15 protein-coding genes are annotated in these 13,544 nt (G+C 61.7%); 11 read left to right on the top strand and 4 right to left on the bottom strand.

Annotated elements, in window-relative coordinates; all coding sequences use genetic code 11:
* Window positions 1–3 precede the first annotated feature (3 nt).
* The 3 genes from GTF44_RS01330 to GTF44_RS01320 are packed head-to-tail and all read right to left on the bottom strand — an operon-like array spanning window position 4 to window position 3,295.
* Window positions 4–1,245, bottom strand: coding sequence for an MFS transporter (locus tag GTF44_RS01330; RefSeq protein WP_367383351.1), 1,242 nt, complete (start codon window positions 1,243–1,245; stop codon window positions 4–6).
* Complete coding sequence (locus GTF44_RS01325) at window positions 1,242–2,006, bottom strand: DUF1365 domain-containing protein (protein ID WP_171559447.1); 765 nt, start codon at window positions 2,004–2,006, stop codon at window positions 1,242–1,244. The genes GTF44_RS01330 and GTF44_RS01325 overlap by 4 nt, the downstream gene beginning before the upstream one ends.
* Window positions 2,003–3,295, bottom strand: coding sequence for an FAD-dependent oxidoreductase (locus GTF44_RS01320; RefSeq protein ID WP_171559443.1), 1,293 nt, complete (start codon window positions 3,293–3,295; stop codon window positions 2,003–2,005). The genes GTF44_RS01325 and GTF44_RS01320 overlap by 4 nt, the downstream gene beginning before the upstream one ends.
* A gap of 216 nt (window positions 3,296–3,511) precedes the next feature.
* Here GTF44_RS01320 and GTF44_RS01315 point away from each other — a divergent pair, with 216 nt between their 5' ends.
* From GTF44_RS01315 to GTF44_RS01270, 10 genes are all read left to right on the top strand, one after another.
* A complete protein-coding gene (locus tag GTF44_RS01315; protein WP_367383350.1) occupies window positions 3,512–4,060 on the top strand; it encodes a sigma-70 family RNA polymerase sigma factor in 549 nt (182 codons plus the stop codon).
* A 6-nt stretch (window positions 4,061–4,066) separates the two neighbouring features.
* Window positions 4,067–4,714 (top strand): ChrR family anti-sigma-E factor, encoded by a 648-nt coding sequence (locus GTF44_RS01310; protein WP_171559437.1) that lies wholly within the window; start codon window positions 4,067–4,069, stop codon window positions 4,712–4,714.
* 93 nt (window positions 4,715–4,807) lie between these two features.
* Window positions 4,808–6,007 (top strand): glycine C-acetyltransferase, encoded by a 1,200-nt coding sequence (locus GTF44_RS01305; RefSeq protein WP_171559434.1) that lies wholly within the window; start codon window positions 4,808–4,810, stop codon window positions 6,005–6,007.
* Window positions 6,004–6,615, top strand: coding sequence for a bifunctional 2-polyprenyl-6-hydroxyphenol methylase/3-demethylubiquinol 3-O-methyltransferase UbiG (locus GTF44_RS01300; protein ID WP_171559432.1), 612 nt, complete (start codon window positions 6,004–6,006; stop codon window positions 6,613–6,615). The genes GTF44_RS01305 and GTF44_RS01300 overlap by 4 nt, the downstream gene beginning before the upstream one ends.
* Window positions 6,605–7,642, top strand: coding sequence for an L-threonine 3-dehydrogenase (gene tdh / locus GTF44_RS01295; RefSeq protein ID WP_171559429.1), 1,038 nt, complete (start codon window positions 6,605–6,607; stop codon window positions 7,640–7,642). Before GTF44_RS01300 ends, tdh begins: the two co-directional genes overlap by 11 nt.
* Window positions 7,643–7,684: 42 nt before the next feature.
* Entirely contained in the window at window positions 7,685–8,047 is a 363-nt protein-coding gene (locus GTF44_RS01290; protein ID WP_216364839.1) for a hypothetical protein, read from the top strand.
* Between the two features lie 61 nt (window positions 8,048–8,108).
* Entirely contained in the window at window positions 8,109–9,470 is a 1,362-nt protein-coding gene (gene hmgA / locus GTF44_RS01285) for a homogentisate 1,2-dioxygenase (protein WP_171559427.1), read from the top strand.
* Window positions 9,467–10,333, top strand: a complete 867-nt coding sequence (locus GTF44_RS01280) for an MBL fold metallo-hydrolase (RefSeq protein ID WP_171559425.1) — start codon at window positions 9,467–9,469, stop codon at window positions 10,331–10,333. Before hmgA ends, GTF44_RS01280 begins: the two co-directional genes overlap by 4 nt.
* Before the next feature lie 339 nt (window positions 10,334–10,672).
* Window positions 10,673–11,380, top strand: a complete 708-nt coding sequence (locus tag GTF44_RS01275; RefSeq protein ID WP_171559422.1) for a class I SAM-dependent methyltransferase — start codon at window positions 10,673–10,675, stop codon at window positions 11,378–11,380.
* Window positions 11,377–12,072 (top strand): RluA family pseudouridine synthase, encoded by a 696-nt coding sequence (locus GTF44_RS01270; protein WP_171559420.1) that lies wholly within the window; start codon window positions 11,377–11,379, stop codon window positions 12,070–12,072. The genes GTF44_RS01275 and GTF44_RS01270 overlap by 4 nt, the downstream gene beginning before the upstream one ends.
* Before the next feature lie 29 nt (window positions 12,073–12,101).
* Here the strand turns inward: GTF44_RS01270 and GTF44_RS01265 are convergent, their stop codons facing one another.
* The gene (locus GTF44_RS01265) at window positions 12,102–12,836 is read right to left on the bottom strand and encodes a hypothetical protein (protein WP_367383349.1); all 735 of its coding nucleotides are present in this window, start codon (window positions 12,834–12,836) and stop codon (window positions 12,102–12,104) included.
* A gap of 264 nt (window positions 12,837–13,100) precedes the next feature.
* On the opposite strand from GTF44_RS01265, the gene GTF44_RS01260 reads away from it, so the two are divergent.
* On the top strand, window positions 13,101–13,517 hold the full coding sequence (locus GTF44_RS01260; protein WP_171559414.1) for a GNAT family N-acetyltransferase: 417 nt from the start codon (window positions 13,101–13,103) through the stop codon (window positions 13,515–13,517).
* Window positions 13,518–13,544: the final 27 nt, after the last annotated feature.

Here is a 13,544-nt window from a genome sequence, read left to right as displayed (position 1 = left end):
GGGTCAAAGACTCCTTGGGTTATCTTCGGGCAGGGGTGTGGCCGCCAAGAGGGCAATTGCCGCCAGTTTCAACACACAAGGAACCAGGGCGTAAAGGAGGGTCAGGAGCGACAAAGCCGCCGGATCGTTGGAACCGCCTGCGACAAATCCGACCCGGTCGAGCGCGGGCAGAAGGGCGACGGCGGCGAAGGCGAGGGTGAATTTCGACACGAAGGACCAGAGGCCGAAGGCCGCGCCGGCCTCTGGCGCGACGCGGGCCATCCGGCGGGCGAAGATCGCGGGCAGCAGCGTGAGGTCTGCCCCGAGGGTTGCGCCGGAGATCAGGCAGATGAGCGCGAAGAGGGCCGTGTCGCCGGGGCCAAGCGCGAGCACGGTGGAGAAAGACAGGATCGCGGCGACCATGGCCGCCAGCAGGGTGCGGCGTGCCCCAAAGCGTTGCGCCAGACGGGACCAAAGCGGCGCGCTGGCGGCAGCAGCAAGGAAGAAGAGCAGGAGCAGCGGGCCTTCCCAACCGGGCGCATCGAGCGCGCTTTCGACGAAGAACAGGAACAATGTCGAAGACACAGCGACAGGCGCGGCATTGACCAGCGCGATCAATAGCAGGCGGCGGGCGATTGGGTCCGCCAAAACGCTACGAAAGCCGCCTTGCGCCTGAGGCGGGGGCGGGGGCGGGCGCCATTCGCCCTGCATCAGAAGGAGCGCAACAAGGCAAAGACCTGCGAAGCCCGTGGCAAACGCGGCGAAGGGTGCGCCAGTGAAGAGCAGAACTGTCGGGGCCACAGAGGCGAGGCAGACGCCAAGCAGCGCGCCCGTCTCGCGCCAGGCGGCAAGGCGGAGATGCCCTTTGTCACCGAGGCTGCCCGCCGTGTGGACCCCTTGGGCATAGAAGCAGATCGTCAGGAAAGAAAAGGACGAGAAGAGGCCGATCAGGGTGAGCGCGAACCACCAAAGCGGGGCGATGGGCGGGGTGACGGCAAAGAGGCCGATCATTGAAAACGCGAGGATCACAGTGGCGATGGTGATCGCCAAGGCGCGACGTTTGCGGGTGGTTTGGGCGAGCCAGCCAAGCGCCGGGTCTTGGATCACGTCGAAGAGGCGGAGACCGAAGAGGACGGCAGCCAGCGCGGTCAGGCCCACGCCATATTCATCGACAAAGAATTTCGGCGCGTGGATGTAGATTGGCAGTCCGGCGGAAGCAAGCATCGCCGCAAAAACCGCATAGCCCGACAAGCGGGGGTGGCTCACCGCGAGACCTCGTCGGCGGGCGGCGTTGGGCGGACGCGATACTTTGCGCCCTTCCACCAGAGCTTCAGCGCCTGCCAGTGGATCAGGCCCAGCACCCGGCGCGACCCGAGCGGGCGGCGGAGGGCGGCGCGGAGCAATCCGAGAGTGGTCAAAGGTTTGCGCGTGCCCGTGAGCGTCGCGATCAGACCCTCATTGCCGGTGGCATAGTCGATCCAGATGCCGATGCGATCCTCCCGGATATCGAAACGGAAGGTGTAGCCGCCCGAGATGGGCTGGAATGGCGAGACGTGGAAGATCTTTGCGGCTGTGAGCGTGTCGGAGCGGGTGATTTCCGCGTGATCGGGATGGGCACAAAGATAGGAGTGACGGTCGCCGAACGTGTTAGACACTTCGGCAATCACCGCGCTGAGAGCATGGTCTGCGTCATAGGCCAGCCAGAAGCTGACGGGGTTGAACACATGACCCAGCATCCGGGGTTGGGCGAGCAAATAGAGCGGGCCATCCGCAACCTCCGACAAGCCATGCGCGGCGAGCACTTCACGCGCCCATGGCGCGCCTTCGCCCTGTTTCGGCGGGCCGCCATGGTCGCTGTCCCAAAGCGACGCGAGATTGCCTCGGTTCCGGCCAAACAGGCGCGGTGTGGGCAGCTCCGCCTCGGCATCCAGCATCACGTAATCAATGCTGTATTTGAACGCGTTTTCGACCGCGCCGCGACGCCCGTGGAAGGTCTCGCCTGCGATATGGTCGATCCGCGCGGTCATGCAGCGAGCGCAACCCGGTCGCGGGCGGCCATGGCCTCGACCACATCAATGGCGCTGGCATAGCCGTCTTCGTGGAAGCCGTTTTTCATCCACGCACCGCAGAACCAGGTGTTGTTGGTGCCGTTCATAGCCCGGATTGTGCCCTGCGCCGCCAGCGCCGCCAAGTCATAGACCGGATGGCGGAAGGTGGTTTGGTCGTAGATCAGCGCCTCATCAATCGGCCCTCGGCTGTTCAGCGTCACGAAAAGCGGGTCGCTTTCGGGGATCGGCTGCAAGCAGTTCATCCAATAGGTGAGGTCGATTGGGCCGCCGGTATGCCCCTTCCGCTCGGTGTAGTTCCAGGAGGACCAGGTCGCGTGGCGCTTGGGCATGGCGCTGGCATCGGCATGCAGGATGGCTTCGTTGGGTTGATACCGCACGGCCCCAAGGGCCGCGGCCTCCTCTGGGCTTGGGTCAGCGAGCATCGCCAGCGTATCATCGGAATGGGTGGCGAAGACCACATCGTCAAACATCTCCCAATCGCCGCCGCGACGGACCTCAACGCCGCCGGGCACACGGCGCACAGCCTCAATCGGTTTGCCGAGGCGGATATCGACACCCTGCCCGCGCATCGCGGCATCAAGCCGTTTGACATATTCGATGGAGCCGCCTTGGACGGTCCACCATTGATGCTGCCCCGTGGCGCTTAGAAGCGCGTGGTTGCGGAAGAACCGCACCAAAGCCTGCGCCGGGAAATCCATGATCTCCTCTTTCGGTGTCGACCAGATCGCGCCCGAGATTGGCGTCAGATAATAATCGCGGAACCAGCGGCCCATCTGCATCTGATCCATCAATTCGCCAAGCGTGCCAGCATCATCATCGGCCAGTTCTTCGGCGCGCGCATTGAAACGCAGGATGTCGCGGATCATCCGCGCAAAGCCGGGGCGGAGCAGGTTGGATTTCTGCGCGAAGAGCGTCGGCAGGTTGCGCAGGCCATATTCGATCCTACCTCCGCCGATGGATGCCGCGAAGCTCATATCGCTTTTCGCAACCGGCACGTCGAGCGCATCAAAGAGCGCGGTCAGGTGCGGGTAATTGGAATAGTTGAAGACGATAAAGCCGGTATCGACCGGTTGATCGCCGTTTTTTCCGGCCAAGACCGTGCGCGCATGCCCGCCCAGCCGTCGCTCAGCCTCTAGCAGCGTCACGGCATGGGTCCGCGACAAGTGATAGGCCGCCCCCATCCCGGAGATGCCAGCGCCGATCACGGCAATTCGACGCGGCAGGGCAGCGATAGTTTCAAATGGCACGGAGGACCCCCAGAGACAGTTTTTCAATGTTTAGACAGGTCTACGGCCAAAGTCCCAATATGGATGAAAGAAAAAAACTTTGATCCAGTCTCGGGCTGGGGTCGTAAGCTTGGTATGCTCTTGTTAAATGATCTTTCTGAGACACAAGACCTGTCACCGCCGCCGACGCGTTACGAAGACGCTGTTCGGGCACGGCACGCAGGACATAGGAGAGTCGTGACAAGCGCAGCACAGGATGACGCGCAGTGGGTGGCCAAGGTGACGGCCATCGCCGCGAGCCAGGATCAGGCGGCCTTTGCCGATCTGTTCAGGCATTTTGCACCCAAGGTGAAAGCGTTCCTGATCAAATCGGGCGCGGATGTCAGCCTGGCTGAGGAATGTATGCAGGATGTCATGGCGACGCTCTGGCGTAAGGCGCATATGTATGACCCGGCGCGCGCCAGCGTAGCGACTTGGATATTCACCGTCGCACGAAACCGGAAGATCGATCTTCTGAGAAAATATGCCCGGCCCGAACCGGAAGACCTGCCCTGGGGGCCCGAAGCGGCGCCTGATCAGGCCGAGGTCATTGCCCTCCAACAGGATAGCGCACGGCTTGCCGAGGCGCTGAAGAACTTGCCCGAAAAGCAACGCATTCTGATCGAACGCGCCTATTTCGGAGATTTAACCCATAGCGAAATTGCCGCGGAGACGGGTCTGCCCCTTGGCACGATCAAGTCGCGCATTAGGTTGGCGCTGGACCGGCTGCGGCACAATATGACGTGATATGATATGACCGATGTAAAACACCAAATCCCCGATGACCTGTTGATGGGTTATGCCGCCGGCGCCCTGCCCGAGGCCTTTGATCTTGTGGTCGCCACCCATGTCTCGCTCAGCGACGACGTGCGGGCGCGGCTGGAAAGCTTCGAAGCGGTTGGCGGCGCGATGTTAGACGAGGTTGAGTGTGCCGAACTGGCCGAAGACAGTTTCGAGGCGACGCTGGCCCGGATCACCGGGATGGAGATGCCGGAGGCGCGGCCAACCCCGCCAAGTAGCGGGATTTTCCCAGGGCCGCTGCGCGATGCGGTGGGCGGCGATCTGGATGCTGTGAAATGGCGCTCCGTGGGGATGGGCGTGAAGCAATGTGTGCTGCAGTCGAGCAAAGATGCCAGTGTACGACTCCTGTCGATCCCGGCGGGGCAGGCGATGCCGATGCACAGCCATCACGGCACCGAGATGACGCTGGTTCTGCAAGGCGCCTATGCCGATGAGGATGACCGGTTCGCGCGCGGCGATATCGAGGTGGCTGATCAAGATGTGCATCACACGCCGGTGGCCGAGGCGGGGCAGGATTGCATCTGTCTGGTCGCGACAGATGCACCGTTGAAGTTCGACGGGCTACTGCCCCGGATCGCACAACCCTTCGTGGGCATCTAAGCGCACAATTCCGACAGTCTCCGCAAGATTGATGTCGCGCGCTGGTCTTTCCGGCGCGCGATCTGGTTTAAGGTGGCGCCAGGAGGTGCCCCAATGTCCGAAAGCTTTCTTGCGCATGTGTCCGACACGCTCGATCAGATCCGAGCCGACGGGCTGTATAAGGTCGAGCGCCCGATCACCTCGCCGCAAGGCGGGCATGTGGCCGTTGAGGGTACTGCGCAGCCACTGTTGAACCTGTGCGCCAACAATTATTTGGGTCTGGCCGATCACCCGGCCCTCATCGCGGCGGCGAAAGACGCGATGGATGGGCACGGCTTTGGCATGGCCAGTGTGCGGTTCATCTGCGGCACGCAGGATTTGCACCGGGAGTTGGAACAGGCCCTGGCGCGGTTTTTGGGCAAGGATGATTCGATCCTTTTCGCGGCCTGTTTCGATGCGAATGGCGGCTTGTTCGAGCCGCTCCTTGGCCCCGAAGACGCGGTCATCTCGGATGCGTTGAACCATGCCTCGATCATTGATGGCATCCGCCTCTGCAAAGCCAAGCGCTATCGCTATGCCAATGCGGATATGGAGGAGTTGGAGGCGCAGTTGAAAGCCGCCCGGGGCGAGGGCGCGCGGCATATCATGATTGCGACCGATGGCGTGTTTTCGATGGATGGCTATCTGGCGCCCTTGGCCGAGATCACTGCCCTTGCGGCGCGTTACGATGCTGTGGTGATGGTGGATGATTGCCACGCGACTGGCTTCATGGGGCCAGGCGGGCGCGGCACGCCGCATCATGCGGGCGTGGCCGATGGGGTGCATGTGCTGACCGGAACCTTGGGCAAAGCACTGGGCGGCGCGATTGGCGGCTATATCGCCGGGCCGCAGCCGGTGATCGACCTTCTGCGCCAGCGGGCGCGGCCTTATCTTTTTTCGAACGCTTTGCCGCCAGCCGTCTGCGCCGCCGGGTTGGCGGTTCTGAAACTGGTCGAAGAAGGCGGTGCGCTTCGGGCGCATCTCTTTGAGAACGCCGCCTATTGGCGCGCAGGGCTGACCGAACTGGGTTTCGATCTGTTGCCTGGGGAGCATCCAATCATCCCGGTGATGCTGGGCGATGCGCGGTTGGCGCAAGAGATGGCGGCGGCGCTTTACAAACGCGGGGTCTATGTGGCCGGGTTCTTCTTCCCCGTTGTGCCAAAGGGCCAGGCGCGGATCAGAACGCAGATGAATGCCGCGCTTACCAAGGGCGATCTGGATCAGGGTTTGGCGGCGTTTGCCGTCGCAGGCCGGGCTGTCGGGGCGATCACATGACCGGTGAGGCCGCCATTACAACCTATGAGGCGCATGCTGAGACTCTGTGCGACCGCTATAACGCCGTGACGAGCGAGGATGTGTTATCTGCCGTCCTCGACCTTTTCCCCGCGCCACCGGCGCAAGTGCTAGATGTCGGTGCAGGCAGCGGGCGGGATGCGGCATGGTTCGCCGCACGAGGTCACGACGTCACCGCCGCGGAGCCCGTGGCGGCCTTCCGCGCCGCGATCCAGGCGCGGCTGCCTGAAGCGCTTGTGATGAATGCGCGGCTGCCCGACCTTGAAGGGGTCGACGGGGCGTTCAGCCTGATCCTCGCCAATGCGATCTGGCATCATTTGCCCGCGGCAACCCGAGCGGCGTCCCTGGCGCGTATGGTCACCTTGCTCGCGTCAGGTGGCCGGCTCATTCTCTCGCTGCGCCACGGGCCGGTGCCCGACGGCCAACCAATCCACCCGCTCGACGCCACTGAGGAAATCGCACGTGCCGAGGAGGTTGGCCTCACGCTTCTGCGCGACGCGGCTGCCCCATCGCACCAGCCGCAAAACCGCGCCGCCGGTGTTACCTGGACCTGGCTTGCCTTTGAACGGAGCAAAACCGATGACAAATGAGATGCGCGCGCTGGTGAAACCAGGTCCGGTCGTTGGGCTGGAGATGCAAACCGTGCCCGTTCCGGAGATCGGCCTAGATGATGTGCTGATTCGGATCAATAAAACCGGGATTTGCGGGACCGATATCCATATCTGGAACTGGGACGAATGGGCCGCGAAGACGGTGCCGACGCCGCTAGTCACGGGGCATGAGTTTGCAGGGGAAATCGTCGATATGGGGCGGCATGTGGAGGGGCTCAGCCTCGGGCAACGCTGCTCTGGCGAAGGGCATCTGATCGGCAAAACCTCGCGGCAAAGCCGGGCCGGGAAGTTTCATCTCGATCCGGAAACGCGGGGCATCGGGGTCAATGAGCAAGGGGCCTTCGCCGAATACCTGGCGCTGCCCGCGTTTAATGTCGTGCCGCTGCCCGATGATGTGGATGACGAGATTGGCGCGATTTTGGACCCGCTTGGCAACGCGGTGCACACGGCGCTGAGCTTCGATCTTCTGGGCGAAGATGTCCTGGTGACCGGCGCCGGACCGATCGGGATCATGGCCGCCGCCGTGGCCCGGCATGCAGGCGCGCGGCATGTGGTGATCACGGATGTGAACCAAGCGCGGCTCGATCTCGCCGGGCAAGTCGCGGATGTCCGGCCAGTCAATGTTCTAGAAGAAGACCTGGCCGCGGTGATCCCGGAACTGGGTATGAGCCAAGGGTTTGATGTCGGCCTGGAGATGTCGGGCAATCAGATCGCACTCGATCAGATGGTCGAGACACTGGTCATGGGTGGCCGGATCGCGCTTCTGGGCATCCCGCCGGGCAAATCGCCGGTTGATTGGAGCCGAATCGTGTTCAAAGCGATCACCATTAAAGGCGTCTATGGTCGGGAGATATTCGAGACCTGGTACAAGATGATCGCGATGCTGCAGAACGGGCTTGATGTGCGGCGTGTGATTACACATCGGTTCAAGGCGGACGACTACCAAGACGGGTTCGCCGCGATGCTCTCGGGGCAGTCGGGCAAGGTGGTGCTCGATTGGACCTAGGCCCGATTTGACAGCGATGTTAGCGGCTCTAACTTCCCTGTCATGGCGCAGATCTACATCTCCATCACCGGGCTGAAGCTCAAAGCTATCTGGCATGCGCCGCGCTTCTGGTCGCTCGCCATGCCCGCCATGGCGGAAGCACAATCTGCGCCGGGCAATTTGGGCGCTAGCGCGCGCAGCATCGACGGGGTGCATCACACTCTCAGCATCTGGGAAAGCGAGGCCGCAATGCGCGCCTTCCTGACCATGCCCCGGCATCTCAAAGCCATGCGCGTCTTTCCCGGGATCGCAACAGGCAAAACCATTGGGTTCTATGCTGATCAGGCGCCCGACTGGCCAACAGCGCGCCGGATTTGGGAGGCAAGGGCCCGCGAATATGAAGTGCCGCGCGCTCGGCTTCCTTGACTTCGTTGCAAACACAACGATACTTTCCTCATCGGCCCGAGGAGCCTTGGAGGATGCGCAGATGAACACACAGAACACGCCCGCTGGCATGGTCCAGGCGGTCACCCCCGTCGGCACGACCGAGGGCTATATGCCCGGTTTCGGCAATGATTTTGAGACAGAGGCGCTACCAGGGGCCCTGCCGCAAGGGATGAACAGCCCGCAGAAGTGCAATTACGGGCTCTATGGCGAGCAATTGACCGGCACCGCCTTCACCGCGCCACAGCATCAGAATGAACGCACCTGGTGCTACCGCATCCGTCCCTCGGTGAAACATTCGAGCCGCTATACCAAGATCGATCTGCCCTACTGGAAATCGGCCCCGCATGTTGACCCCGATGTGATCAGCCTCGGCCAATACCGGTGGGATCCGGTGCCGCATTCCGATGCGCCGCTGACCTGGCTGACCGGCATGCGCACGATGACCACGGCGGGCGATGTCAACACGCAGGTTGGCATGGCGAGCCATATCTATCTGGTCACCGCCTCGATGGAGGATGCTTATTTCTACTCCGCCGATAGCGAGATCCTGATTGTGCCGCAGGAAGGGCGTCTGCGCTTCTGCACCGAGCTTGGGATCGTCGATCTGGAGCCGCAGGAGATTGCGATCATCCCGCGCGGGCTGCTGTATCGGGTGGAACTGATCGACGGGCCAGCGCGTGGTTTTGTCTGCGAGAATTACGGTCAGAAATTCGAGCTGCCCGGGCGCGGCCCGATCGGTGCGAACTGCATGGCCAACCGGCGGGACTTCAAAACCCCCGTGGCGGCATTTGAAGACCGCGAGGTGCCCTCAAGTGTCACCGTAAAATGGTGTGGCCAGTTTCACCAGTGTGAGATTGGGCATAGCCCACTCGACGTGGTTGCCTGGCATGGCAATTACGCGCCGGTGAAATACGACCTGAAGACCTATTGCCCAGTCGGCGCGATCCTGTTCGACCATCCCGACCCGTCGATTTTTACCGTGCTGACCGCGCCCTCCGGCGTGCCGGGCACTGCAAATATCGACTTCGTGCTGTTCCGAGAGCGCTGGATGGTGATGGAGGATACGTTCCGCCCGCCCTGGTATCACAAGAACATCATGTCGGAACTGATGGGTAATATTTACGGCCAGTATGACGCGAAACCGCAAGGCTTCGTGCCGGGCGGGATGAGCCTGCATAATATGATGCTGCCGCACGGGCCGGATAAGCAGGCCTTTGAAGGCGCATCGAATGCCGATCTGAAGCCCGAGAAGCTGGACAACACCATGTCCTTCATGTTCGAGACCCGGTTCCCGCAGCATCTGACCGGCTTCGCCGCCAACGAGGCGCCCTTGCAGGATGACTACATCGATTGCTGGACCTCGCTGGAGAAGAAGTTCGACGGCACACCGGGGAAGAAATGAGACCGGACCGGCTGGTTCTATTGGGGACCAAAGGCGGCCCAGCGATCCGACCGGGTGGGCCGATGCCAACGGCCTCGCTGCTTGAGATGGGCGGCCGGCGGATCGTCGTCGATTGCGGGTTGGGGGTTGCAAAGGGTTTGGTCGAGGCAGGGGTGTCGCTGAAAGAGCTGGACCTGATCTTCGTCACCCATCTGCATTCCGACCACGTGTTGGAACTGGGGCCGTTGATCCACACCGCCTGGACGGCGGGGCTGGCGACGCCAGTGACGGTCTATGGGCCAGCGGGCATCGGCGCGGTTTGGGCCGGGTTCCTGCAATCGCTCAGCTACGACATCGCACTGCGGATTGATGATGAGGGCCGCCCCGACCTCAACGAGCTGGTTCAGATCGTTGAGTTTGGTGAGGGACCCTTAGTGGTGCCGGGCCTGGAGGTCGCCGCTCTGCGTGTGCCACATCCGCCGGTGATCGACTGCTTTGCTTTACGCTTTGAGTACGACGGCTGGCGGGTCACCTTCAGCGCCGATACTGCGTATTTCCCGCCGCTGGCCGATTTCGCCGCTGGCTCGGATATTTTGATCCATGAGGCGATGTTGGAACGTGGCGTTGACCGGATCGTGGCCAAGACCGGCAATGGCGAACGGTTGAAAGCCCATATCCTGGCCGCCCATACCGAGGCGCGCGATGTGGCGCAGATTGCGGCGGCGGCGGAGGTGCAACTCTTGGCGCTGCATCATCTGGTTCCGGCTGATGACCCAGAAATCACCGAAGCCGATTGGCTGGCCGAGATCATGCCGGTCTTCGACGGTCCGGTGATCGTGGGGCGAGACGGGACCGAAATCCACCGCATGCCCGCAGAGGATTAGGTCGGTCTTCCGATGAGTTTGCACAAGGTCAAGCCCCGGGGCAATACGCTCCCTTGACCTCGCTCGACTATCGCCCACCAACGGCCCCATTGGACGTGATCTTTGAAAATTACGAGTTGATTTTATAAATAAAGCCAGCAGGTTAATGAGGGCACCAGGCAAGGGGGATGACCTCTCGGACTACCCTTGATCTTGGATTGGCCGAATCTCCCGTTGCAGCATGTGGACCATGAGAGGGGCAAACCAGGAAAAGAAATAGCCCCACCATCCTTGGCAAACCGCGTGCACCCTGTGTAAGCCGGGCGCGTGTTTAACTTTTTTTGCGAGGACACGCGCGGAATGGATTTCACACTGGTCGATCCACCGATCCCAAGCTTTGCCGACTGGCGGCGGCTAAGGGCCAAGGGGCGCGACATGACCATCTTACGCGCCATGGAGTACGACATTCTGGACCGATTGCAGGTCACTGGCCGGGTTTTGGATTTCGGTGGCGGGCGGAATGCCGAATACGCGCCTATTTTTCCATCCGACACGCAGGTTTTGTCGGTCAATATTGACGCGGAGTTCGATCCCACTCATATCGTCACCCCAGGTGCGCGCTTGCCTTTCGATGACGCAACGTTTGACACGGTTCTCACCTTCAACACGCTTGAGCACATCTTTGACGATATCGGTGCCTTGATCGAGTTGGCGCGGGTGATGAAACCAGGGGCTGCGCTGCATATTACAGTGCCGTTTCTTTATCGGGTTCACGGTCATCCGGACGACTACAATCGGCACACTCCGTCTTGGTGGCAACAAGCCCTGGCGCAGTGCGGGTACCGCCGGGCCACGCTTTTGCCGCTCGTGTTCGGCCGGGCGACCGCCGGGCAGTTGATCACCGGGCGCGGCGACAAGCTTGTGCGCCCGCTCACGACCGAATGGGCGGCGATGAAAGACATCCTCTCAGCCAAGATCAGGATGCGCGGCCAGAGCCACTATACTGGTCGGCGGGGCGAACGGGTCTGGCATTGCGCGCCCGGCTGGTACATTTGCGCAACCCGATGAGTGGCAGGCGTCTCCAAACAGGCGGAAATGACGGCACGCCGATCCGCGTGCTGGGTTACCAACCACCCGACACCGCGCTGGAGATTCTGCATGAGGATCACGAGTTGATCCTGGTTAACAAGCCAAGCGGCCTTCTAAGCGTTCCCGGTCGCGGCGAACATCTGGCCGATTGCCTTCTGTCCCGGGTTCAGAAGGCATTTCCCGAGGCGCTTTTGGTGCATCGGCTGGATATGGACACCTCCGGCGTGATGGTGTTTGCGCGCAGCCCGCATGCGCAACGTCATCTGGGTCTGCAATTCGAGAAACGCCAGATGAAGAAGGTCTATGTCGCCCGGGTTTGGGGGGAGATGGCGGCGAAGGAGGGGCATATCGACCTGCCCTTGATCGTGGATTGGCCGAACCGCCCGTTGCAGCACGTAAACCATGAGATCGGCAAACCGGCGCAAACCGATTGGCGGGTGGTGCGGGTTGAAGATGGGACAACGCGGGTGCGCCTCTACCCGAAGACTGGCCGGTCACATCAGCTACGGGTTCATATGAAAGAAATCGGCCATCCGATTCTGGGCGATCCGTTTTATGCCGAGGGGGCCGCGCGCGATTATCCCCGGCTGATGCTGCATGCGGAGAGCTTGAAGCTGCGCCATCCCGATGGCGGCAAAGGCATCAGCTTCCGGGCGAAAGTGCCGTTTTAAGGCGAGCGCTATAGGTGTCTCTGACCGTCCTACGCGCCTCTCGCGGCCGCGAATGCCGCCAACCAAAGAGCGTCGACGCCGCGCAACTCGGCGGCATCGAACTGGTCCGCCACTTCCCAATAGCGACCCGACGGCACCGCATAGCCCAGTGCATGCTCCCGTGCCTGAGCCGCCGCCAAGCTGTTAGGCTCCGGTGTGATCACCTGCGCATCCGACAGCGTCTCTGGGATTCCGCGCGGGAATGTCAGCCGACTTTCGCCGTCCGACAGATTCACGCAGGCACAACCACGGGCCGCCGCCATGAGTTCGAGCCGCGCAGATTTCGCCTCAAGAGATTGCAGCGTGATATCATCGCGCAGCGGGTCCGCCGCGCCAACGCCGTAGAAATGCGTGTTGCCTGTGGCGGGGTAGACCATGTTGCACCCGACAAACCCCATCGCGGCAGGTTTGAGGCTGGCCAAAGCCCAATATCCTGCCGTGAACGCCATCGTGCCACCGGCATAGACGAAGCCACCCAGGGTGTTTTGAACCGGAACGTAATCCGCCGCCTCAACAATCCGCTGCCCCGGGCGCAGACCCGTCGGCCGACGGTCCACCGGCAAATCCTCCGGGTAGATCGCGAAATCCCAATCGGGTCGGATGGCGAAAGCGTTGTTGATCGCGACGATATGCGTAAAGGCGTCGCGATCCCACGCCGCCGCCTCGACCGCATTCGGTCCACTGCCGATGATCAGAACGGTCTTTCTCTGCGAATGCGTCGGCACGGGCCTCAATCCTGTCATGCTCCGGAACGAGTTAGGCGGCGATCTGGGCTTGCCCAGAGCGAATCATCAGATAACCCTTATGGCTATGTTGCCCGACCCAAACCACCTGCAAGAAACGCCAGAAGGTGCCATTGCCGACATGTGTGGCGGAGGTCATGAGAGGTCGAACGTTGAAAGACGTCTGCAACTGACTTATGCGCTGATCTCTCAGCGCGCCGACAAAATCCGGCGTATCACGACTGCAACTGACTGGAGAAACCGACAATGATCGTAAGAGACGGCACCATCGAAGATGTTGAACAGATCAGCGCGTTTCTTCAGCAATTGACTGCGTCTGGCAAACGGACGCGGCCCGATGACGAGGCTTTCGTGCGGGCCAACTACATTGAGGATGCGGACAAGATCTGCTGCGCGGTGGCCGAAGAGGATGGCGTCGTATTGGGGTTCCAGTCGCTCAAGCGCGCCCGGGCTGGGAATGAATGGGGCGTCGAACCCGGATGGGGCATCATCGGTACCCACATACGGCCCTCGGCGGCTAGGCGCGACGCCGGTCTGGCGCATATCGATGCAACCATCGGGGCCACGAACCCCGAAGCGCTGTCGTATTATGAAGCGATGGGCTTTCAGACCTATCGGACGCCCGAGGGTTCGGTCTGTAAACGGTTCGATGTCTCGACGTGAATGCTGAGGCAGGCGCCATCGTATGGG

The sequence above is a fragment of the Roseobacter sp. HKCCD6576-2 genome, assembly GCF_013179285.1.
Classification (GTDB): Bacteria; Pseudomonadota; Alphaproteobacteria; order Rhodobacterales; family Rhodobacteraceae; genus Rhodophyticola; species Rhodophyticola oceani.
The sequence above is the reverse complement of the archived record's forward strand: the minus strand, read 5'-3'. Positions and strand labels throughout refer to the sequence as shown.

What these genes read in the sequence shown, in the direction of transcription:
- GTF44_RS01325 (WP_171559447.1), bottom strand. Translation starts at nt 2,006, where the DNA reads ATGACCGCGCGGATCGACCATATCGCAGGCGAGACCTTCCACGGGCGT.
- GTF44_RS01310 (WP_171559437.1), top strand. Translation starts at nt 4,067, where the DNA reads ATGACCGATGTAAAACACCAAATCCCCGATGACCTGTTGATGGGTTAT.
- GTF44_RS01305 (WP_171559434.1), top strand. Translation starts at nt 4,808, where the DNA reads ATGTCCGAAAGCTTTCTTGCGCATGTGTCCGACACGCTCGATCAGATC.
- GTF44_RS01300 (WP_171559432.1), top strand. Translation starts at nt 6,004, where the DNA reads ATGACCGGTGAGGCCGCCATTACAACCTATGAGGCGCATGCTGAGACT.
- tdh (WP_171559429.1), top strand. Translation starts at nt 6,605, where the DNA reads ATGACAAATGAGATGCGCGCGCTGGTGAAACCAGGTCCGGTCGTTGGG.
- GTF44_RS01290 (WP_216364839.1), top strand. Translation starts at nt 7,685, where the DNA reads ATGGCGCAGATCTACATCTCCATCACCGGGCTGAAGCTCAAAGCTATC.
- hmgA (WP_171559427.1), top strand. Translation starts at nt 8,109, where the DNA reads ATGAACACACAGAACACGCCCGCTGGCATGGTCCAGGCGGTCACCCCC.
- GTF44_RS01280 (WP_171559425.1), top strand. Translation starts at nt 9,467, where the DNA reads ATGAGACCGGACCGGCTGGTTCTATTGGGGACCAAAGGCGGCCCAGCG.
- GTF44_RS01275 (WP_171559422.1), top strand. Translation starts at nt 10,673, where the DNA reads ATGGATTTCACACTGGTCGATCCACCGATCCCAAGCTTTGCCGACTGG.
- GTF44_RS01270 (WP_171559420.1), top strand. Translation starts at nt 11,377, where the DNA reads ATGAGTGGCAGGCGTCTCCAAACAGGCGGAAATGACGGCACGCCGATC.
- GTF44_RS01260 (WP_171559414.1), top strand. Translation starts at nt 13,101, where the DNA reads ATGATCGTAAGAGACGGCACCATCGAAGATGTTGAACAGATCAGCGCG.